The following is a 21812-nucleotide window of genomic DNA, read 5'->3' on the forward strand; positions in this document are numbered from 1 at the left end:
TGTTTTCTTTAAAAAAGTATTTGACGAATGAAATAAAATACCGTATTGTTTTGACTTGTAAATAAAAGTTCACCATAACAAAACAAAAAGGAGAGTTCAAAATGAATCAATATATTGGGAATTTAATTATTCGTATCGTGTTAGGAGTTACGTTTTTTGCACACGGTTTAGCAAAGTTTCAATCAGGTATCGATAACGTAGCAGGATGGTTTACAAGCATCGGTTTACCAGGTGGTCTTGCATACGGCGTAGCAACAGTTGAATTAGTTGGTGGTATATTATTAATTATCGGTTTAGGTGTACGATATGTAGGATTGTTATTCGCTCTTATTTTAGCTGGAGCTATTGTAAAGGTAAATGGAGCAGCAGGTTTATTAGGAGATGGAAAGAATCCAGGATATGAATTAGATCTTGCATTATTATCAATGGGTGCGTATTTATTCGTAGTAAAAGCAGAAGGATATGTAGATCGTTTCTTAAAAGAAAAAGTAATGAAAACGAAGTAAATTTTATTTATAAATGTTGACTTGAAGAAGTGTTGTAACTATAATGATTACAATAAATAAATTAAGAGTAAAACAATTTAAATATTTTTTCACACAAGATGTAACTGTATGAGTTACATCTTGTGTGAAAATAAATAAACGGGAGGAAGTAATATGCCTAAATCAAATTTAGAAATTATTCAAAGCACGTATGAAGGATCAGCTTCTTCGAATGCAAAGCATTTAGCAGAAGCCCTCTCTGAAAAAGTGGAATGGACAGAGGCAGAAGGTTTCCCGTACGGCGGAACATATAAAGGCGTGGAAGCTATAATGAAAAATGTATTTAGCCGTTTAGAATCAGAATGGGATGATTATAAAGCAAGTGTAAATACATATCATGAAGTAAACGGAAAAGATGTAATTGTTGCTGAAGGTATGTATTCTGGAGTTTATAAAGAAACAGGAAAATCATTTGAAGCAGAATTTGTTCATGTATGGCAACTTGAGAACGGAAAAATCGTGAAGTTTAAGCAATATGTAGATAGTCATATTGTTAGGGAAGCGATGAAGAGATAATGCTTTTTAAATGGATTGTAGGTATATGTATTACCATTATGGTAATCATCTCTTCTATAGTTGGCGGAAAGAAATTGCTTGCATATGTGGAAAAAGAAAATGAAAATATTCAAATCGAGCGAGCGGCAAACGAAAAAGAGAAAAAAGCTGCAGAAGAAGCCCCGCAAATTAGTGAAGGTGAAATTATTTCTACTATGCATAAAATGGTGCACCAAAAGGTAAAATCCTCTGAAAAATGGGGATTTGTAGAGATGACAAAAAAGGAAATTTCTAATGTAAAAAGAGATATTGAAAATAGTACAGGTTTTCAATATAAAATGAAGTTATTTTCTATTATAAATAGATGGGAAAAAGGAGATTTTTCTCAAACTGTTGAGGAGCATAACTTTTTATGGAGCCTTCAAGGTGGAGATACTGGCAAGGCGACGGAACGTTTATCGCCAGAAGAGGAAAAGCAGTATATAAAAGAAATGAAGAGAAAATAAAAACATCGCCAACCCAGATGACGATGTTTTTTCATTAAGAATGTTTTCGCATTAAAGGTCTAACAGGCTGAACGGCAACAGTTTTAAAATGAGAAAATAAATAACATCCTGTTACAACGACAATTGTCCCTAAAATTTGTATCCACGTTAATTCTTCTCCGAGGAATATGAATGCTAAAATGGCTGTGAAAATTGGATTGAAGTTTAGAAAAATACCTGATGTAGTTGCGCCTAATTTTTGTACACCAATATTCCAAAATACCATACAAAGAACTGTCGAAATAAGCCCAGTATATAAAAGTGATGTGATGAAAGAAGTATTTATATTTGAAACAGTGAAGCTACCTATGTTAAACGGTAGTAATAAAATAACGCCGAAAATACCAGAGTACAACGTTGCCATAAGTGGTGTAGTTGTTTTTGTTGCCCATTTACTACAAACAGAATAGATTCCCCAAATACAAACTGCTGCAATCATCCATAAATCGCCGCTATTAAAATGTAGTGAAAATAAAAGCGAGAAATCACCTTTTAATAGGACGAGGATAACCCCGAAGAATGAAAGAATCATGGATAGGATTTGAAGTGTATTTACTTTTTCTTTTAGAAATAATACTGAAAATAATGCGATTGAAATTGCATTTAATGTAGAGATAAGACCTACATTCGTAGCGGATGTTTTTTCTAATGCTAAAAATTGAAAGATGTTAAAAAGAGCGACCCCTGAAATTCCCATCAATATTAAAGGAAGTATTGCGGTACGTGGTGGAAGGATTTTCTTTTCTTTAAACCATACCATCGGTAATAAACAAACAATCGCAATCATCCATCTTAAATTTGTCAGTGTCATCGGCGATGCATGATCGACGAGTGATTTTCCAACGACAAAATTTCCTCCCCATAATAAGCTCGTTAGTAATAGTAAAAAGACGTAAAAATAAGGCATGCTAAAATCCCCTTTTTTGTAATCAATACGAATTGTAAATAATTTTAGCATTTTTCTTTATTGTGTAATATATTCTTTTGTATAATGGTGAAAACTCGATAAAATCTTTAGTTATGAATGATATTTACGGAATGATATTCAGTTTTTTGTAAGGTATAAGGTGTTTTTTCGAATAATCATCGGTAAGAAAAAAGGGGGGAATTGTAATGGAGTCGTCTGTTATTAAAGTGTTGGATGATTTGGATGTACAAATTTTAGATATATTGCAGAAGGAGTCACAAGTAAGTAATGCAGAGCTGGCACGTCGCGTTAATTTATCACCGGCTGCGATGCATGCAAGAATAAAAAGATTGGATGGGGAAGGTTTCATCGATAAGCAAGTTGCGATTTTAAATCAAGAAAAGCTTGGGTTTGATTTATTATGTTTTATTTTTATGAGTACAAATATTCATCAATTTGACAAGCTGGAAGTGTTGGAGAAAGAATTAGAATCGATGCCGGAAGTGTTAGAATGTCACTGTTTAACAGGAGAGTACGATTATTTATTAAAGGTTGCAAATCGTGATCGTAAAGAACTAGAGCAGTTTATTAGAAAGTTGAATAAGCTTGGTATTACAAGGATACAGACAAGTTTAGCACTTCGTGAAATTAAATATTCGACGGTATTGCCGATACGAAATGAGGAACCGAGCATCGATTAGATTGCTTGGTTTTTTGTTTGTATAAATTGATTGACGAGGAGAAAAGAGAGATGTATTATTATATAAAATTATGAATTAAAATTCATTTCGAGTTATAAATATTAATATTGAGGGGCAAGGGGATGTAATATGAAAATCTGTAATGCGGTGACGAGTGATGTGAAAGAAATTTATAGTCTTATTGAGGTTTATGCAAAAGAGGGAGTTGTTTTACCACGTTCTCTTTTGTCTCTTTATCAATATTTGCAATGTTTATATGTTATGAAAGAAGACGAGAGAATTGTTGGAGTTGCTGGCTTGCATGTATTAGGAGAAGATCTTGCAGAAATACGATCGTTAGTAGTTTCGCATACATATGCAGGGAAAGGGATAGGGCGTATGCTTGTAAATCATGTAATGGAGGAAGCTACGAAAATAAATGTAAGAAGAGTAATTTCCTTAACATATGAAACAGTATTTTTTCAAAAGTGTGGATTTGATTTTATAAATAAAGAAGCGTTGCCAGAGAAAGTATGGATTGATTGTAGACATTGTCCAAAGGTGGATTATTGTGATGAAGTGGCGATGGTGCGGTATGTTGGATGAAAATTTTATAGAGAAAAAGTTCCCACTATTATTTACATATATAGTGGGAACATATATTTCCATAAGAAATGGACAGGTTATTAAGAATTTGAATTCTTTTGTCTCACGGCAAAATTATAAAGTGGATCTTTAAGTTCATAGTTATACGTTAAACCGTCGACAATTCCTACAACTTTATCATTATCATAAAGGTCGAGCATAAATTGTGCCATTTGTTTTGCAGTGTGGAATTTTGGTACAACATTATCGTATTGGAATTCATCAATATCAAATGAACGCTTCGCAAATTCTGTTTCAGTTGCAGCAGGAGCTAAAACTTTTGCTTGCAGTTTTGCGCCTTGTTCTTTCAGTTCGTGAGACAGCCCTTCTGTAAATGCACTTACATAGAATTTCGTAGCGCAATACGTAACAGCATCAGCAACAATTGTGTATCCGCCGCCCGATGAAACGTTAATAAGCTGTGTTCCGTCAACCATTGAATAATCTCGAACGAAAAGAGAAGAGAGTATTGTTAGTGCTTCTATATTGACATGCAACATCGTCTCGATTTTATTTAAATTTTGTTCAGCAATTGAGGCGAAATTACCAAAACCTGCGTTGTTAATCCACGTTTCAATTTGAAAAGATTGTAGGCTTTCATAAAGTTTATAAACATCTTCAGTAACAGATAAATCAGTTTTTCGAATGACAACATCCAATTCTGGATGCATTTCGTTAATTTTCAATTTTAATTCGTTTAATTCTTCTTGTCTTCGAGCTACAAGTACTAAATTTTTTCCACGAGATGCAAATGCTAAAGCTGCTTCATAACCAATTCCGGAACTTGCGCCAGTAATAACAGTGTATTTCATATAAAATCCCCCTAAATTCAAATTCATTTATGGTTAGATTGTATTTGTTAGAGTATACTCTAAGTCAAACGTTTTTTATAAATTTGATACGGTTATAAAATATATGAGGGTAAGCATGTGAAGGGAGTTTTAGTATGTACACAATTAGCGAGGTAGCAAAATTATTAGGCGTGAGCACACATACACTACGTTATTATGAAAAGGAAAATATATTAATTGCAAATCGTGATACAAATGGAAATCGACTTTACGAAGAGTCACATATAAAGTGGTTGCAGTTTGTAATGAAATTAAAACAAACGCAAATGCCAATAGCGAAAATAAGAGAATACGCTAGATTATATACAGAAGGGGAGCATACAACAGAAGATCGTTTACAGCTCCTAGAAGATCATAGGAAATCTATTCAGATTCAAAGAGAAAACTTAGAGGTTACAGAGAAGATGCTTGAGAATAAAATTAGTGCATACAAAAACTTATTGGAAAATAAATAGATGGTTGTTATGTGATGAAAAATGGATTTGATCTATGAGTATTTCATCATAAGTGTGCGGACAAATAAAAAAGAGCAGCTAGCAAAAGCTAACTGCTCCATTCAAGGGATCTCTCCAAGGGGGAGTGGAGAAAATATTATGTTACTAGCAGTATTGACAGATTATTAAGAAATATACAAATCAGATGAAAGAAATTTTAAATAAACTTTCGGCATTGACAGTTTTTAAAATGTTCATGTACAATATATATATGAATGATATTCAGTCATTTTTATGTGACAGGATGCAGTTAGCTTAGAAATGGAACAAATACAATGGTAAATGAGGATGATAGTTGTTTTTATATAGTATTGATGAAAGAGTATATTTTTTTAAAATAAAAATGACTGATAGTCAGTCATAAGAGGTGAGAGGTATGAAAAATAGAGCATGGTTATATGTCATATTAACATGTATCTTTGAAATTTTTTGGGTGTTTGGTTTTAATACGGCTAATACTTGGTGGCATTGGATTATTATTTTAGGAGTTATCGCTGTTGATTTTCACTTCCTTTCTAAAGCGTGTGAACATCTTGCAACAGGGACTGTATATGCTGTTTTCGCCGGAGCTGGTACGGTAGGTACTTTCTTAATGGATGTATTTCTTTTCGGCGGAAGTTTCAGTGTAGGGAAGTTATTTTTTATCGTGATGGTTGTAGCTGGCGTTATCGGTTTAAAGCTAGCTGATAATAAAGAAGAAACTGTGGAAGGAGCTGCTTAAAAATGGGTTGGTTTTTCGTATTTTGTGCTGCAATTAGTGAAATAGTCGGTGTGATAGGACTTAAAATGTATAGTAAAGATAAGACATTAGCCAATGGTGCGATTTATATCGGTGGGTTTGCTACATCCTTCGCATTTTTGTATACTTCCTTCTTATTTTTACAAGTAAGTGTCGCATATGCGGTTTGGATTGGTATCGGAACAGCAGGTGCAGTTTTGTTAAACATGTTCTTGTTTGGTGAGTCGAAAAGTAAAGCGCGTATCATTAGTGTGTTTCTTATTGTATGTGGAGTGACAGGATTAAAGGCACTTTCTTAAAGATATATTGCATTTTTATCTCCTAATTGTTTATTAGGAGATTTTATTATAAAAAAATGAGTTCCTCTTAGAGTTCACTATCATTGACAGTACAATCGATTATCTTATAAAATGAGTGACAGTCATTCAATATGCGTGTGAAAGGGTTTAGATGATGAATAAAAAAGAGAAAATTGTCTATGCAGCTATTGAAGTGTTTCAGGAAAAGGGCGTCGAAAAAACGAAGATTTCTGATATCGTGAAATTAGCTGGCATTGCGCAAGGAACTTTCTATTTATATTTTCCTTCTAAGCTATCTGTTATGCCTGCAATAGCAGAAGTGATGGTTGAAAAGATGATACTTGCAGTGAAAGAAAAAGTACAAAAAGATGTACCTTTTTCAAATAAAGTGGCACAAGTAATCGATGCGGTGTTTCACTTTATAGAGGAATACCGTGAAATACAAGCTTTAATGTATGCAGGTCTTGCATCTACTGAACATATAAAAGAGTGGGAAGCTGTGTATGAGCCTCTTTATATGTGGTTAAGCGAATTTTTAAGTGAGGCGAAAGAAGCCGGTGAAATTCGTGATTCGGTTCACGCAGAGCGAACAGCGAAGTTATTTATCGCTCTTGTTGAATCAGCAGCGGAACAAGTTTATTTATATGATCATAAAGATGATGAGCAAGTGGATTTGCAAAAGGCAGAAGTACTAGATTTTTTAACACATGCACTACATATAAAGAAGTAGTAAGATGAACCTGTCTGAAAAGGTAGGTTCATTTTTGAGGAAAACTGAATGATAGTCATTCACCTAATACTTATGTATGTGTAGAAGGATAGAGTGAAATTCTAATGAGTGGAGGCATCCTCACTCATTACTAGCCCGCAAAGAGCAGGATAAAGAAAAAGCTTCTTGGGTATTATTTTTTGAGAGGAACTTATGGGAAGAGGTGTTAAAAAGTGAAGAAACCGATAAAAGAACAAAAGATGGTATTGGTTATTCTTTTGAGTAATATATTTATCGCTTTTTTAGGGATTGGATTAATCATTCCGGTTATGCCGTCCTTTATGAATGATATGCATTTAACAGGGAAGACGATGGGATATCTCGTTGCAGTGTTTGCAATGGCACAGCTCATTACTTCACCTATTACAGGCCGATGGGTTGATCTTTACGGTAGGAAGAAAATGATAATCATTGGATTATTTATTTTTGGTGTTTCAGAGCTTCTTTTTGGATTAGGAAAAGATGTGTGGATGCTTTATGTGGCAAGGGTATTAGGCGGAATTAGTGCTGCTTTTATTATGCCTGGTGTTACGGCATATGTTGCGGATATTACATCTATTCAGGAACGTCCAAAGGCGATGGGATACTTATCTGCGGCTATTAGTACTGGATTCATTATAGGGCCTGGAATCGGCGGATTTATTGCAGAATACGGTATACGTGTGCCGTTTTTCGTTGCAGCAGCAATTGCTTTTATAGCATGTGTAATTTCAATCTTTATTTTAAAAGAACCGTTAACGAAAGAAGAACTTGCAGAGATTTCTTCTAATACGAAAGAATCAAGTTTTATTGGTGATTTAAAGAAATCATTACATCCAATGTATGCAATTGCATTTATTATCGTATTTGTACTCGCATTCGGATTATCGGCGTATGAAACTGTGTTTAGCTTATTCTCAGATCATAAATTTGGTTTCTCGCCGAAAGATATTGCAGCAATTATTACAATCAGTTCAATCTTTGGGGTAGTTGTGCAAGTATTTATGTTTGGCAAATTGGTAGACATGTTCGGTGAGAAAGTATTAATTCAAATATGTTTAATTGTAGGTGCAGTATTAGCATTCGTCTCAACTGTAGTCTTTAATTATTGGATTGTACTTCTCGTTACTTGCTTCATTTTCTTAGCATTTGATTTACTTCGTCCAGCTTTAACGACGTTTTTATCAAAAGCAGCTGGAAAAGAGCAAGGATTCGTTGCTGGAATGAACTCGACTTATACGAGTTTAGGAAATATCGCAGGACCAGCGATGGGCGGAATATTATTTGATATGAATATTCATTATCCATATGCATTTTCAGGAGTTGTTTTAATAGTTGGTCTCGGCATTACATTTATGTGGAGAGAGAAACAGTTGGCTGAGAGTTTTGCGAAGTAATAAAACCCCTTACGACGGTAAGGGGTTTTTGTTTTATAAACTTAATCCAAACCGTTTTAATTCAATAAAAATCCCCTCTAATTGCTTTCCTTTATCCGTTAATGTGTACTCTACACGAGGCGGAACTTCTGGATATACTTTTCTCGTTATAATGCCTTGAGATTCTAATTCCTTTAGTCGAAGCGATAATGTTTTTGGACTAATCCCATCCATTGATTTTTGTAAATCACTAAAGCGTAATGTTCCTTCGATAAGAAGATCACGAATGATTAAAAATGTCCATTTTGTACTAATTACATCAAGCGTTTTAGCGATAGGACAAGGTATGCCAGGTAAACCTTTCGTTAATTCAACTGGATCTATATTGTTCATGGAACAAGCCTCCATAAAATTTTTTTGGATGAATTTGCTTTATAGTATCACAAAACTATACTTTTGGTAACTATATGAAAAAAATATCACTACTTCCATAAGGGAAGTTAGTGCATATACAATAGTAATACGAAACATAAAGGATTTATATGAGGAGGTGGTGATTTCCATGGGGATAAAAAAGTTATTTGGATTCCTTAGTTTGTTTGTTATTTGTATTGTGCTTGTAGCATGCGGCGCGGAACAAAAAGGTGAAGTTCAGTTATTAAAAGAAATGCCAAGGCCAAAAGCAATGACAATTGATCCCTCACTAAGTAAAAAAGAAGCGACAGAAATGGTTCATGCGGCGCAGCGTTTTTATGCATTTTGGGATACAGGTAAGGAGGAACTTATTCCGCAGACTGTTACTAAAGATTTCTTCGATAATACATTGCCGAAAGGGCGACCACAAGGCATTGAAGGATTAAAGTTTGCAGCGCAAAATTTTCGTAAAGTTGTGCCTGATATACATTGCGAGATTGAAGACTTATTGGTTGTTGGTGATAAAGTAACAGCCCGTCTTTCTTTTACAGGAACGCATAATGGTAAGAAAATTAATTTTTTTGCAATTGATATTTTACATGTGACAGACGGAAAGATAACGGAAGATTGGCATTTAGAAGATAATCTTACACTACAGCAGCAACTCGGCTTAATAGCTGAAGAGTAGATCATATAGGGGAGAGAAAAACGATGAAAAATATATTTATTATAAATGGACATGAAAAATACGGTACAAAGGAAGGACGATTAAATAGAACGTTAGTAGATTATATGGTTACTGTATTAGGCGAGAATCATCATGTGAAAACAACAACGATTCAAGATGGTTACAATATTAAAGAAGAACAAGATAAGTTTTTATGGGCCGATGTTGTTATTTATCAAACACCGATTTATTGGTTTAGTGTACCGGGCTTATTTAAAACGTATATGGATGAAGTATATGAATACGGTTTGTTCTTTAAAGGTGCAGATGAATATGGAACAGGTGGTTTATTAAAAGAGAAAGAGTATATGTTCTCTACAACTTGGAATGCACCTGAAAAAGCATTTGGAGATAAGACGAAGTTCTTTGAAGGAGAAAGTTTAGAATCAGCGCTTAGTCATTTACACCGCGTGCAAAAGTTTCTCGGTATGAGTCCGTTAAAGAGTTTTGCTTGTTATGATGTGGTGAAGAATCCGGATATAGAACAATATTTATTGAACTTGAAAGATCACTTAGATGAAGTAATTAAATAATAGTTTATATTTGTATGTGAAGAAGGTACTACTAAGGATGTAGTACCTTCTCCTTTTATAAAAACTCACACTTTAATGCGTGGATGGTTGTATCCATAACTTCGCAAAATTTGCCCAACCAAATGAATCAATTGTTACGTTTTTTAAAGAAGAAGGGTATGTTTTTCTTTTTAAAACGTGATAGTTAAATAAAATGATGTGTTCTGCTTGTAAAAACTCTTCAATCTCATACATGAGTTCATAACGCTTTTCTTTATTTTCTTCTAGTAAAAATGTATCTAGTAAACAGTTAATTTGTTTTTCGTAGTGCGGGTCCATGAACCGATTTACGAAGCAACTTTTATTTTTAAATACATTTAAGAATGCAATTTCATGATTGGCAGCAAAGACTTCTCCCATGAAAATAATATCAGCATGTTTATCAATAGAGCGATCCATATAATCTGAAACGGGAAATGGGTGAAGCGCTACTTGTATACCTAAACTTTCACATCGTTCTTTTAAGAAATATGCATCATTTGCACTATCTTTAAATGCGAAGAAGTAAATATGTATCGTTTCTCCATTATATGTACTCTTTTTCAAATACTCTTTTGCCTTTTCTAAAGAGTAGGATCTTCTTGTTGCAAGGCGGCTTCTATCAGGGAAGAAGCTTGATGCAGCAATTGTCCGTCTACCCTCTATGTTACGAAGTATCATTTCAACATCATATAGTTCTCTCCAAGCTTTTCGAAAGTAAATGTCGTGATGAGGACCAGGTTTTTTAAAGTTGAAGCTAGCATAAATACAACCTATTTCTTCTATTTGTATATCATGCCTTTCATTTTCCTCTTCGTTTGGTAGTTCATAATCAGCATCTATTTGCACATGGTCAGGAATACCCCAAAATTCAATACGGTCTAATAACGCGCGCTCTTTAAAATAATGGGTGAACGCTTCGAGTACGATATTATCTTCAGAGTAATGAGCAAGTTTGAAAGGTCCAGTACCTATATAATGATGATTTTGAATACTCGTATCACGCGGTAAAATTGCGAGCTGCATGGAACTTACATAGTGTAAGAAAAATAAATTTGGTTTTGCTAAATGGAATCGAATTTGCAGTGGTGATGGCGTTTCAATTTGAATAATTTCTTCTGTTAACCATTCGAAAGGGGATTGAACTTGTTTTAGTCTTTCAAATGAAAATTGTACATCTTTAGAAGTTAAAATTATTTCGTTATGAAAATATATATCTTTTCGTAAATAAAAGGTCCACGTAAGTCCATCTTCACTTAATTCCCACGTATGCGCAATGTGAGGCTCCATTTTTTCAGTAACATCGTTATAGACGACTAACGTATCAAAAATTTGACTCGTAAGATGGCTCTCTGTAGTTACAGCCACAAAAGCCGGATCTAAAGGGAATATCTTTCTCGATATAGGAATCTTTAATACGTCGTACATATCATTTGAAGGTTCGTATCCAAAATGATGATGTAGTTTATTTTCTATCTTTTTTTGAAGTGCAAGGGGTAGAGGTTCTTTTAAAAGAAGAAAAACATCCTTTAATTTTTCTTGCGCTAACAGTTCATCTGTATAGGATTCAATCGCTTCTACGAAATTATGTATAAATAGAATTTCCGTTTTATTTCCGCGGCCTCGCCCTGGAGTCCAGCTAATTAATTGTTCCTCGCTCATTTTCTTTAATAAAATCTTTACGTTTTTCGTACTGCAATATAAAACATCCGCTAATTCTTGTAAGCTATTTTGTATATGTTTTTGATCTTGTGCATGTAGTCTTAGTCTAATGTAATAGTCCATAATTTTCATATATACACTTCCTTCTATCTATAAAAGGGGAAACTCTTTAGAATATTCTAACCTTTTTCTTCCTTTTTTTCAAAGTAAAATAAGTAAGCATAAGGAGGAGGAAACAATGGGATTTTGGAGTATGCATCGAAATATAAAAATTAGAATTATAACTTCGTTTTTAACACGTACTGTATCCACGATGATTTTTCCATTTATGGCGATTTATTTTTCAATAAAGTTAGGTAGTGCGATTGCTGGTGCTTTACTACTCATTAATGTCATAGCTTCATTAGTAATTGGTTTATACGGTGGATATGTTGGGGATCGGCTTGGGCGTAAAAAGGTTATGATTATCGGTCAAAGTATACAAGTCATTTCTATTGCTTGTATGGGAGTTGCGAATTCGGATTATGTAGATTCACCGTGGTTAACATTTATCTTTATGCTAGTGAATAGTTTAGGATCTGGACTTATGAATCCTGCGACAGAGGCTATGTTAATTGATGTGAGTACACCTGAAAATCGAAAAGTAATGTATAGCATTAATTATTGGGCTATTAATTTATCCATTGCGATTGGAGCAATATTTGGTGGGTTACTATTTGAAAACTATAGATTGCAATTGTTTATCGTATTAACGCTTGTTGCAATTATTACTTTATATGTGATGACTGTATATATGGAAGAAGTGTATGTAGTGAGAAAAACAGTAGAGAAGAAAAATGTATTAAAAGATATGGCAGATAGTTATAAAGTTGTAATGAAAGATAGAGCGTTTTTAATTTTTTGTGCAGCAAGTATATGTACATTGTCTTTAGAGTTTCAAATTAATAATTATTTAGGTGTTCGCTTGCAGAAGGAATTTGAAACGGTGCACTTTTTATTCGGGAATGGTTTTACGTTTGATTTAACAGGTATTCGCATGCTGAGCTGGATTTCTGCAGAGAATACAATTTTAGTTGTGTTATGTTCAGCACTTCTTATTAAAATGCTGAAAAGCTTCAACGATTTGAAAATCTTATATGTAGGTTTATTCATTTATACAATTGGATTTACAATACTCGGAACGAGCAATAGCTTATGGATTTTATTAATTGCAGGGCTTTTCCAAACGGTAGGTGAGATGATGTATGTGCCAGTGCGTCAATCTATTATGGCAGATATGGTGCCAAATGAGGCAAGAGGTTCTTATATGGCGATTAACGGAATGGTCTTTCAAGTGGCAAAAATGAACGGGGCATTAGGTGTTATGCTAGGTTCATTTATCGCCTCTTGGGGCATGAGTGCTCTGTACTTTATCGTTGGTATGAGCAGTATTTTACTATTTATGAAAGCGATAGGGAAAGAGAAGTATGAGGATGAGAGAAATGTTTCTCAAATTGGATGAAACTATATAAAAAGCGAACCAGTTATACTGGGATTCGCTTTTTATATAATTTTTAGAACGGATCAACTTCAGCTAAATTTGGAGTAGTACTAGGCTGTAGCAAAAGATTTTTTAATGTGCCTACTTCAGAAAGCGTTACTAATATGTAGCCACTAATCAGTACAATTAGCCCAATAACGCGTAACGTTTGTAAGCTCACTTCATTATTATTCGTTTCCGTTGGATTTGGGGGCGTTGAAGGTGGATTGTTATTCATAAATAAGGCTCCCATCTTTTGTATTTATATATGTGCGAAATCATTATTTAACTTATGGATAGGAATTATATAGTCATTTTCACTATATGAGAACTGCCTATGAAAAGTGATAAGGAATTTTTGGGCGAGAAAAAGGGGGAATCCAAAAGATTATTAAAACTGAACTTTTGGATTCCCCTCTTTTTATTTATCTTGCTATTTGTGGTGGTCGGATTGCCTGTAAACGACCAGTTGGTGGGGGCTAATTAATCAGTGGGGGATGAATAAAACCTCACTGATTAACTATTTTCATGTAAATAAAAGGAGGTTAGTTATCCTAATATACGCAACGATTCTTCAATAAACGCTGGGATGTCCTCTGGCTGTCTACTTGTTACTAGCTGATTTTGACATACGACAACCTCTTTGTCATGAAAGTTCCCGCCGGCATTTTTTAAATCGACTTCAATAGATTTATATCCAGTTACATCACGTCCTTCAAGTGTTTGTGCAGTGATGAGTAACTGAGGTCCATGACAAATAGCGAAAACCGGTTTTTCCGTATCCATAAATGCTTTACTAAAGCGAACGAAACGCTCATCCGCACGAAGTATATCTGGAGAAAATCCGCCTGGTATGAAGAGTGCGTCAAAGTTTTCTGGAGAAACATCATCGATACCTTTATCAATTACAATTTCACTTTTTCCTTGTTTACCGTGTACCGTTTTCCCTTTTTCTGTTTCAATAGTTGTTAATTCATATCCCTTTTGTTTAAAAGCTTCTGCTGGCTCTGTGTATTCTGTGTCCTCGAAATAATCCGTTATTAAAATAGCAATTTTTTTACTCATTCTAATCCGCTCCTTATATTATATTATCGGTTCCAGAATCGTCCTTGGGCAATGCCTTCTATAAATGACTCAATTGAAGTGTTTGTTAAGTTGTAAATTCCTGCTCCATCTAATTTGATTTTACTATTGTCTAAAGCATGAGGATCGCTAAGGACATAGGCTATCGGTTTAAAGTGTTTAAAAGTAGTTTCTGCAAATTCTAAAACAGGGGGTTGAATGACAGATTCGCTACTAAACACTAATACTGCATCAAAAAGTGCAGAGTCTGCTGTTGTATAAGTATCCGTTACTTTAATGGAATCATTAAATTGATGAATTTTATTATCTATGATGCTATAGTTCATTCGTTGTTGTACAAAAGCTTGAATCCATTCGGACAGAAGGGAGACGCTTGGGTCACCATTTAATAGAATTGCAACATTTTTGGAGTCAGCTTTAAAAATAGTGTTAGACATACTTAGTGCAGGTGATTTTGCATCTGAATTTACTTCGTGATTTTCCTTAGGTAAAGGAGTTCCAATAATGTTAGCGACTTCTTGTGCTAATTGACGATCGACGTGGTTTAGGAGAGCAATTACATTTGCCTTCACCATGTCTGATTTACACTTCCCAACTTCAAAGCAAAAAGCTTCTTTTATGTGCTGCTTTTCAATAGGGCTCATACTATTGTAGAAAAGTTTAGCCTGAGAATAAAAGTTAAGAAAGCTTTTACTGCGCCCTCTAATTTTATGCCCATCAATCTTTTCTTGATAATGTTCATATCCTCCTTGTTCGGCTTGGACGGTTGCTGGTTGATTGTTATTTAAACCATTAGGATGATAGCTTGTTTGACCGCGATGAATCTGCATTTGATGCATACCATCACGTTGATTATTATGAAAAGGACATACGGGCTGGTTAATAGGAATTTGGTGAAAATTAGGGCCTCCTAAACGAGATAATTGTGTATCTGTATAGGAGAACAATCTTCCTTGCAGGAGAGGATCATTTGAAAAATCAATACCTGGTACGACATGACCAGGGTGGAAAGCTACCTGCTCTGTTTCGGCAAAGAAGTTATCAACATTTTTGTTCAATGTCATTTTACCAACTAGTTTTACAGGAACTTCTTCTTCCGGCCATAATTTCGTTGGATCTAAAATATCAAAATCAAATGCATGCTCATCTTCTTCTGGAATTAGCTGTAATCCAAGCTCCCATTCTGGATAATCCCCTTTTTCAATTGCTTCATATAAATCTTGACGATGGAAATCAGGGTTTTTCCCAGCAATTCTTTGAGCTTCATCCCATACTAATGAATGAACCCCGAGGGTAGGTTTCCAGTGGAATTTTACGAAGTGGGCTTTTCCTTCTTTATTAATAAGTCGAAATGTATGAACCCCAAAACCTTCCATCATTCGTAAACTACGCGGAATAGCCCGGTCGCTCATCTGCCACATAACCATATGAGTAGACTCGGGATTGTGCGCAACAAAATCCCAAAATGTATCATGAGCGCTAGCTCCCTGAGGAATATCATTATGTGGTTCTGGTTTAACTGCATGGACAAAATCAGGAAATTTAATAGCATCTTGGATAAAGAATACTGGCATATTATTACCTACTAAATCATAGTTACCTTCATCTGTATAAAATTTTGTGGCAAATCCGCGCACATCTCTTACTGTGTCATTGGATCCTTTAGAGCCTTGAACGGTCGAGAACCGTACAAATACAGGTGTCTTTTTTGAAGGGTTAGTAAGAAAATCTGCTTTCGTATATGCCTCTAAAGATTCATAAAGCTGAAAATGACCATGTGCTCCAACTCCGCGGGCATGAACAATTCTTTCAGGAATTCGTTCATGATCAAAGTGGGTCATTTTCTCTCGAAAGTGGAAATCCTCCATTAAGGTTGGGCCTCTTAAGCCCATCTTTAAAGAGAATTCATCCTCGGCTATTTTTACTCCTTGGTTTGTTGTTAAAGCATGTTTGCGTTGATTATCCGTAACGTGGTGTTCCAATTGCTCCATTTTTTTATTCACAATATAGGCCCCTCCTTTACGCTGTTAATTAATAGATACCCTTTTTATTAGGACGTAAACATGTATTATGATTTTTGTATGTAAAAATCATAATTAAACCCTAAAACATCAAGGGGAAGAAAGGGAGTTTGTATAGCACTCTATGCTTAAGAAAAACAGGAGTAACATACCTAAAGTTTTTAATTAAGTATGAACGATAGGTTTAACATTAAAAAATAAAAAGGCCAAGGAGAAAATTTATTTTCTCCTTGGCTTTTAAGATAATTCTTTTCGTTAAAATGCGGAAATTCTTTGCTTCGTTTTTGGTACAATAATAAATTTGATCCAGAGTAACCCGACAATCATAATGATAAGGATATGTAAAAATTGACCTGTAGCAATGAGTATAACAATTGAAAATACAACAAGTTGAATGCTTAGCAATATAAAGATTAAGTGAAGAAATTGATTCATTCGCTTTTCAGTATCAATTGGATATAATGCTACAATAATATTTCCCGGAAAATATTTCCATAGTGAACGGAGCTGCATAGAGATCATATATAGAACGATGTAAGTGATAGAGCCTTTTACGTATATATTTGGTATGAAATATAAGGCGAAAGCACCGATCAATCCTAAGCGAATATATATACCGAAATAATCATTTCCACGTAAAAATGCTAATGTATGTAAATAGAAGAAAGTTGCTCGTTTTTTATGTAATAAAGGTTCAATCCAATTTGTAAGCCATTTTCTTTTATTTACTTGTTTATTCAGTTGCGGAACATCTGTGAAAATGCTAGCAAATTGATAAAAACGAACGTTCATTTTTTCTTCTTGCTCGATTATGTAATCCCACGGTATTCGTTTTGTAGGCTGTTTTTTCGTATATAGAAGTAGGAAAGCAAGTAGTAAGAGTAGTCCGCCCAATATGAGAACATTTGCGGAATAAAACAGCATGTAAATGATTAGGGCGTTACAAGTAATACGAATGATTAGCCATATATTTTTTTCGTGACTATCACGCCACATCCAATGTATGTACATGTTCCAGGCTTTCGTAATCATTAACACGATAAAGATTGTACATAAAAAAGGTACATTTAATTGCAATGATTGCATAGCAAGTGGAACGAGAATAAGGAACGTAAATAACAATGGGAAAAGCTGAATGATGTAATTGTATAGAAGAGATTTTTTGAAATAAGATGTTAATTTCTCTTCTAGTGCTAGTAAATAGACAGCATCAGGTTTCTGAATAAATGTACGGATAGGGCATCTCGTTATAATGAATGTAAGTACAATCGTTATAATTATTAAAGATATTCCTTTAGAAGGAGATGCTTTTAGAAACTGAGCATAATAATATGCACCAACGCATGAAATAAAGATAAAGCTATATAGTAAACCGTTAATCATACGTGCAAAGTATGTAATGATATTTTGAATATGTTGTTGGAAGCGACTGCTCCATAGCGATTCGATTGACATGTTTTTCACCTCTTTGTTCTATTATATATGTTTTACAAAAGAAAAAACGAGCAAATTGCGTTATGCAACTTGCCCGTTTTTCTTTTCGTTATTTTTTTTCTGATCACGATTCATTAATGGATAGAAAGCAAATCCGATTACGAATAAACCAATTCCGAGAAGGAACGTTTTTATATCGGATGCGCCGGTTTTAATAACCCATAGTGCGTAGCAAAGTGCGATAACTGCGACTATGCCATCTGTAATTCTTGCCCGCATTTCATTTTTATATGTTTCACCAGTTGCGACTAGTTTTAACTGGAAGATTGGTGAAACGAGATATGGAATGAGGTAGGCCAGTGTCGATACAGTAATAACGAATGTATAAGCTTCCGCAATTGTTCCTGATAATGTTGAGAATAAGAACACTTGCGACATAATGTTTGTTAATCGTAATGAATAAATTGGACTTCCTTTTTTGTTTGTTTTTGCGAAGAAGGAAGGGAAGAAACCTTCTTTTGCTGCTTGATATGGTACTTCTGAGCTTAATAAAATCCAGCCTAAAATCGAACCGAACAGGGAAGTAAGAGCAAGTAATGCCATCAGTTTCCCGCCACCGTGACCCATTGCAGCATTTAATGCATCTGCTAACGGACGTTCTGAAGCTTGTAATGTATCAACGTGAAGTACACCCATTGTTAAAATTGTAATTCCTAAGTAAATCGCAACTGTAATAAGTAATCCCGCAACTGTTGCGCGTTTTACCGTTTTTGGAGAAACAGCACGGTTTGATAAAAGAACGGCTGATTCAATTCCGATAAATGCCCAAAGCGTTGTAAGAGCAGCTAAATTTACTTGTGAAAGAAGGCCGTGTGATACACCTGATTTATCGATCATCGGTGTGTACCATTGTCCAAATTTAGAAGCTTCGAATGCAAATAAAGTAACGACGATGAATAAAAGGAATCCAGTTACTTTCGTTGTTGTTGCTAAGAAGTTTAGTTTTCCAGCTCCGCTTACACCGTTTGTTAATATAATATGAGTTCCCCAAAGTAAGATGGAACAAATCGTAAATGTAATTAGTTTTCCGACTTCTACGTTAAACGAGCCGATTGAAAATAGTAGTCGCGTATCTTTCATAATTGGGAAGAAGAGTGATAAATATCCCGCAAATGATGTAATGATGGCAACGTTACTTGCCCAGTTTGCAACCCAATATCCCCATACCATACTGAAGCCAGCCATTTTTTTCTTTTTTGGTGTTGAGAATAAAGCATATGCATGACTTTGTGGCCCTGTCGTTAAATCAGGACGACGAATTGCTAAATTACCGAAAACAAGAGCTAGCATTAAAACACCAAACCCTGTAGTTAACCAAGCTAAAGTGACACCGAGTGGGCTTGCCGTTTGTGCCAACGTACTTGGCACCATGAAAATACCAGCGCCAACCATGTTACCGACAACGAAAGCTGTTAGTACCCAAAAGCCCCATTTTTTTTGTTGCATAGAAAATACCTCCAAAGTTAGTATAACCAAGTCAAGCGAGGAGATATGTATGTCTTCCTGAGTCAGGAAGAGAAGTCCCAAACAAAACAAAAAAAGCACGTAATTTGCCGCTACATGCTTTCTATCTTATAAGAAACCCACGACATACCTCTCGATAGCTCTCCACAAACGAAACGTTTGTGACAGTTCTGCACTTATTAAATGCAGACCCAGCAAGCGTGCATGGTGGACACGACTTACTTCGGCAACCATTCCTTTCTCATTCCTTCATCAATGCCACTACATCTCCTGAAATGATACTCTTAATGATTGCAACCTCTACCTCACCGAGATACGAATGAGGATTTAAATATTAAATTAACGTCTTTAAGAGTAACAAATGTATTTTTATACGTCAATGGATATATTAATAATCAGATTATAGAGAAGAGTTTGTGATTAAAAGTAAGAGGGATTGTTATGTGATATTTGAATTTTCGTAATATAATACATGTTATTAGCGCTAGATGATTGAAAAGGGGATGAAGTAAATGTCTGTATGTCATAAACATTCAGTAATAGGTGTGCTAGATTCGGGAGTTGGGGGATTAACAGTTGCGAGCGAAATTATAAGACAATTGCCTAAAGAAAGCATTTATTATATTGGTGATAATAAGCGTTGCCCGTATGGGCCAAGAAGTGTAGAGGAGGTGCAATCTTTCGTATTTGAAATGGTTGAGTTCCTCAAACAGTTTCCATTAAAAGCGCTAGTCGTAGCATGTAATACTGCTGCAGCTGCTGCATTGAATGCGCTGCAAGAAGCACTTTCCATTCCAGTTATTGGCGTTATACATTCAGGAGCAAGAGCGGCAATTAAAGTGACAAAGAAAGGGGAAATCGGGGTAATTGGAACTGTAGGTACGATAAAATCTAATATGTATGAAAAAGCATTACACGAGCTGGATACATATTTGGAAGTGCATAGTCATGCGTGTCCGACTTTAGCTACAGTTGTAGAAAATCGATTAGAAGATATAGCATATGTCACGCAACAAGTGAAACAAGCTTTACTTCCATTAACGAAAGAAGATATAGATACGTTAATTCTTGGATGTACGCATTATCCACTTTTAGAGTCCTATATAAAAAAGGAACTAGGAGAAGATGTAACGATTATTAGTTCTGCAGAAGAAACAGCGATAGAGTTAAGTACCATTTTACAGCACAAAGGAATTTTGTCTGACAATCTGAATCCGAAGCATCGTTTTTTTACAACGGGATCTGTTTTATCATTTGAACATATTGCTGAGCGATGGCTAGGATATCAAATTTCTGTAGAATGTGTACATTTGCCTATGAAAAATGCGTGTATGCATAATTAAGATTTAGTAAATTACGTTTTTAAATAAATTAGGTTCGTTTCATAAGAAGGAAAGAATAAGCTTTTAATTGAAATGATTAAGGTCATTTTAATTAAAGGAGAGGTTTGATTATGGAATTATCAAGATCTCAATTATTTGCTTTGGAGTATATTTCAAAATATGCAGTGAACGAAAAACATGAGGCTAAAGCAACGATTAATCATATACTTAAAATGTCTAATATTACAGATGAAATATTTGAAGAGGCTGTCGCTAATTTAAAATCTCACGCAAGGATTGCTTTACACTTTCATCCAGACAGACTAGATTCGAGTAAGAAAAGTGTTGCTGAAGCACTATTTGAGCAAGGAGTATATAAAAGTCAGTTTGAAACATTGCTATCTAATGGAAGCGTATCTGCTTATCCTGGTGGTGAACGTGACCTTTGGGAAAAGAGAATATTTGGAGGGGCATATCAATTAGAAGGCGTAACGAATGATCAACGTCCAAAATACGGAGCGCTAAATTTAATGTTACATCCAGATGGGCCGGCTCCGCGTTTTGGTTCCTGTTATTTTCTCTTATCTCCAAAAGTTTCTTCGCGTTCTACATATACATATTTAGATTCGCATCAAGATCCGAAAGAAAAGGGGACTTACGAGGAGTTTGATATGATTTTAGCTGCTCTTTTGGAAGAGACATTCGTAAGAGATTTTGCAATTGGTGAAGGAAATTTGACTCCAACAATATTAATTAATCATTTACTGGCTAACCTGAAAAGGCCGTTTATAGATGTAGTAAGCAAAGAGCCAGCCCGTAATCTTAATCATTATATTGAAGCGCAGATTCATGGAGAGATTTCTCTAAAAGAAGACGTGGAAGCGCTTGTTGCAGATCCTTCATTTAAGGGTACGGATGTAGGAAGAGTTTTAGAAGAAATTTGCCTGAAGTATGCTATTGATTTGTATTGGCACATCGGTTTTGTACTTGCGGTAGACGAAGTTCCGATGGATTTTAGAGGTTCAAAAATGCCATCTTTAGCAAGACGTATTGCACGACATAATTGTATCAATGCCAATATAATTGGCTCTGCTGTAGCGGATTTGAAACGCAATCCATTATCTTGGAGTGATCGTGGAACTTATGAAGAAGTGCTTCAGGAATTAAAATTATTATGGCATGTTTTAGTTCGATTTGGAAAACCAAATCGGAAGTAGAATGAAATACTCCG

General features: G+C 34.9%; 25 protein-coding genes and 1 riboswitch. Of the genes, 16 read left to right on the forward strand and 9 right to left on the reverse strand.

Annotated elements, in window-relative coordinates:
• Positions 1-101: 101 nt before the first annotated feature.
• From ACTFRM_RS00665 to ACTFRM_RS00675, 3 genes are all read left to right on the forward strand, one after another.
• The gene (locus ACTFRM_RS00665) at positions 102-506 is read left to right on the forward strand and encodes a DoxX family protein (RefSeq protein WP_001077751.1); all 405 of its coding nucleotides are present in this window, start codon (positions 102-104) and stop codon (positions 504-506) included.
• Between the two features lie 153 nt (positions 507-659).
• Complete coding sequence (locus tag ACTFRM_RS00670; RefSeq protein WP_173600749.1) at positions 660-1061, forward strand: nuclear transport factor 2 family protein; 402 nt, start codon at positions 660-662, stop codon at positions 1059-1061.
• Positions 1061-1546, forward strand: a complete 486-nt coding sequence (locus ACTFRM_RS00675; RefSeq protein ID WP_137396391.1) for a PRK06770 family protein — start codon at positions 1061-1063, stop codon at positions 1544-1546. The genes ACTFRM_RS00670 and ACTFRM_RS00675 overlap by 1 nt, the downstream gene beginning before the upstream one ends.
• 34 nt (positions 1547-1580) lie before the next feature.
• Here the strand turns inward: ACTFRM_RS00675 and ACTFRM_RS00680 are convergent, their stop codons facing one another.
• A complete protein-coding gene (locus ACTFRM_RS00680; RefSeq protein WP_001146242.1) occupies positions 1581-2492 on the reverse strand; it encodes a DMT family transporter in 912 nt (303 codons plus the stop codon).
• A gap of 206 nt (positions 2493-2698) precedes the next feature.
• Between ACTFRM_RS00680 and ACTFRM_RS00685 the strand changes: the two genes are divergently transcribed.
• Positions 2699-3193 (forward strand): Lrp/AsnC family transcriptional regulator, encoded by a 495-nt coding sequence (locus ACTFRM_RS00685; RefSeq protein ID WP_000446097.1) that lies wholly within the window; start codon positions 2699-2701, stop codon positions 3191-3193.
• Positions 3194-3322: 129 nt separating this feature from the next.
• Positions 3323-3778: an N-acetyltransferase gene (locus tag ACTFRM_RS00690; protein WP_000686663.1), complete on the forward strand. Its 456-nt coding sequence runs from the start codon at positions 3323-3325 to the stop codon at positions 3776-3778.
• An 80-nt stretch (positions 3779-3858) separates the two neighbouring features.
• Here ACTFRM_RS00690 and ACTFRM_RS00695 read toward each other — a convergent pair whose 3' ends face one another.
• Entirely contained in the window at positions 3859-4629 is a 771-nt protein-coding gene (locus tag ACTFRM_RS00695) for an SDR family NAD(P)-dependent oxidoreductase (RefSeq protein ID WP_075677768.1), read from the reverse strand.
• 134 nt (positions 4630-4763) lie between these two features.
• On the opposite strand from ACTFRM_RS00695, the gene ACTFRM_RS00700 reads away from it, so the two are divergent.
• The 5 genes from ACTFRM_RS00700 to ACTFRM_RS00720 all read left to right on the forward strand — a co-directional run bounded on the left by ACTFRM_RS00700 (position 4764) and on the right by ACTFRM_RS00720 (position 8345).
• A complete protein-coding gene (locus tag ACTFRM_RS00700) occupies positions 4764-5123 on the forward strand; it encodes a MerR family transcriptional regulator (RefSeq protein WP_440043067.1) in 360 nt (119 codons plus the stop codon).
• Positions 5124-5538: 415 nt separating this feature from the next.
• Entirely contained in the window at positions 5539-5883 is a 345-nt protein-coding gene (locus ACTFRM_RS00705) for a DMT family transporter (RefSeq protein WP_000796022.1), read from the forward strand.
• A gap of 2 nt (positions 5884-5885) precedes the next feature.
• Entirely contained in the window at positions 5886-6200 is a 315-nt protein-coding gene (locus tag ACTFRM_RS00710) for a DMT family transporter (protein WP_000539671.1), read from the forward strand.
• 151 nt (positions 6201-6351) lie between these two features.
• Complete coding sequence (locus tag ACTFRM_RS00715) at positions 6352-6930, forward strand: TetR family transcriptional regulator (protein ID WP_002025356.1); 579 nt, start codon at positions 6352-6354, stop codon at positions 6928-6930.
• 212 nt (positions 6931-7142) lie between these two features.
• Complete coding sequence (locus ACTFRM_RS00720) at positions 7143-8345, forward strand: MFS transporter (RefSeq protein WP_000742953.1); 1203 nt, start codon at positions 7143-7145, stop codon at positions 8343-8345.
• 33 nt (positions 8346-8378) lie between these two features.
• Here the strand turns inward: ACTFRM_RS00720 and ACTFRM_RS00725 are convergent, their stop codons facing one another.
• Positions 8379-8717 carry a winged helix-turn-helix transcriptional regulator gene (locus tag ACTFRM_RS00725; RefSeq protein ID WP_001059470.1) on the reverse strand — a complete coding sequence of 113 codons (339 nt, stop codon included), beginning with the start codon at positions 8715-8717 and terminating at the stop codon, positions 8379-8381.
• Between the two features lie 169 nt (positions 8718-8886).
• Between ACTFRM_RS00725 and ACTFRM_RS00730 the strand changes: the two genes are divergently transcribed.
• Positions 8887-9426, forward strand: a complete 540-nt coding sequence (locus ACTFRM_RS00730) for an ester cyclase (protein ID WP_000511553.1) — start codon at positions 8887-8889, stop codon at positions 9424-9426.
• Between the two features lie 23 nt (positions 9427-9449).
• Positions 9450-9998, forward strand: a complete 549-nt coding sequence (locus ACTFRM_RS00735; RefSeq protein ID WP_000789191.1) for an NAD(P)H-dependent oxidoreductase — start codon at positions 9450-9452, stop codon at positions 9996-9998.
• A gap of 72 nt (positions 9999-10070) precedes the next feature.
• Here ACTFRM_RS00735 and ACTFRM_RS00740 read toward each other — a convergent pair whose 3' ends face one another.
• The gene (locus ACTFRM_RS00740; protein WP_259592962.1) at positions 10071-11810 is read right to left on the reverse strand and encodes an SgrR family transcriptional regulator; all 1740 of its coding nucleotides are present in this window, start codon (positions 11808-11810) and stop codon (positions 10071-10073) included.
• A gap of 106 nt (positions 11811-11916) precedes the next feature.
• Between ACTFRM_RS00740 and ACTFRM_RS00745 the strand changes: the two genes are divergently transcribed.
• Positions 11917-13179, forward strand: coding sequence for an MDR family MFS transporter (locus tag ACTFRM_RS00745; protein WP_063220058.1), 1263 nt, complete (start codon positions 11917-11919; stop codon positions 13177-13179).
• Between the two features lie 52 nt (positions 13180-13231).
• Here ACTFRM_RS00745 and ACTFRM_RS00750 read toward each other — a convergent pair whose 3' ends face one another.
• The gene (locus tag ACTFRM_RS00750) at positions 13232-13435 is read right to left on the reverse strand and encodes a hypothetical protein (protein ID WP_001063866.1); all 204 of its coding nucleotides are present in this window, start codon (positions 13433-13435) and stop codon (positions 13232-13234) included.
• A gap of 99 nt (positions 13436-13534) precedes the next feature.
• Here ACTFRM_RS00750 and ACTFRM_RS00755 point away from each other — a divergent pair, with 99 nt between their 5' ends.
• A complete protein-coding gene (locus ACTFRM_RS00755; protein ID WP_162900581.1) occupies positions 13535-13684 on the forward strand; it encodes a hypothetical protein in 150 nt (49 codons plus the stop codon).
• Positions 13685-13746: 62 nt separating this feature from the next.
• On the opposite strand, the gene ACTFRM_RS00760 is transcribed toward ACTFRM_RS00755, so the two are convergent.
• From ACTFRM_RS00760 to ACTFRM_RS00775, 4 genes are all read right to left on the reverse strand, one after another.
• Entirely contained in the window at positions 13747-14262 is a 516-nt protein-coding gene (locus tag ACTFRM_RS00760) for a type 1 glutamine amidotransferase domain-containing protein (RefSeq protein ID WP_136363058.1), read from the reverse strand.
• A 23-nt stretch (positions 14263-14285) separates the two neighbouring features.
• Positions 14286-16283 carry a catalase gene (locus ACTFRM_RS00765; protein WP_173600747.1) on the reverse strand — a complete coding sequence of 666 codons (1998 nt, stop codon included), beginning with the start codon at positions 16281-16283 and terminating at the stop codon, positions 14286-14288.
• A gap of 273 nt (positions 16284-16556) precedes the next feature.
• Positions 16557-17756, reverse strand: a complete 1200-nt coding sequence (locus tag ACTFRM_RS00770; RefSeq protein ID WP_173600746.1) for an ABC transporter permease — start codon at positions 17754-17756, stop codon at positions 16557-16559.
• A gap of 60 nt (positions 17757-17816) precedes the next feature.
• The gene (locus tag ACTFRM_RS00775; protein WP_135277486.1) at positions 17817-19241 is read right to left on the reverse strand and encodes an amino acid permease; all 1425 of its coding nucleotides are present in this window, start codon (positions 19239-19241) and stop codon (positions 17817-17819) included.
• 147 nt (positions 19242-19388) lie between these two features.
• A riboswitch (Lysine riboswitch) is annotated at positions 19389-19570 on the reverse strand.
• A gap of 201 nt (positions 19571-19771) precedes the next feature.
• Here ACTFRM_RS00775 and racE point away from each other — a divergent pair.
• Positions 19772-20602 carry a glutamate racemase gene (racE, locus tag ACTFRM_RS00780; RefSeq protein ID WP_440043068.1) on the forward strand — a complete coding sequence of 277 codons (831 nt, stop codon included), beginning with the start codon at positions 19772-19774 and terminating at the stop codon, positions 20600-20602.
• A gap of 110 nt (positions 20603-20712) precedes the next feature.
• Positions 20713-21798: a DUF3626 domain-containing protein gene (locus ACTFRM_RS00785; protein WP_173600744.1), complete on the forward strand. Its 1086-nt coding sequence runs from the start codon at positions 20713-20715 to the stop codon at positions 21796-21798.
• Positions 21799-21812: the final 14 nt, after the last annotated feature.

It is taken from the genome of Bacillus cereus group sp. MYBK227-1 (assembly GCF_051916325.1).
Classification (GTDB): Bacteria; Bacillota; Bacilli; order Bacillales; family Bacillaceae_G; genus Bacillus_A; species Bacillus_A cereus.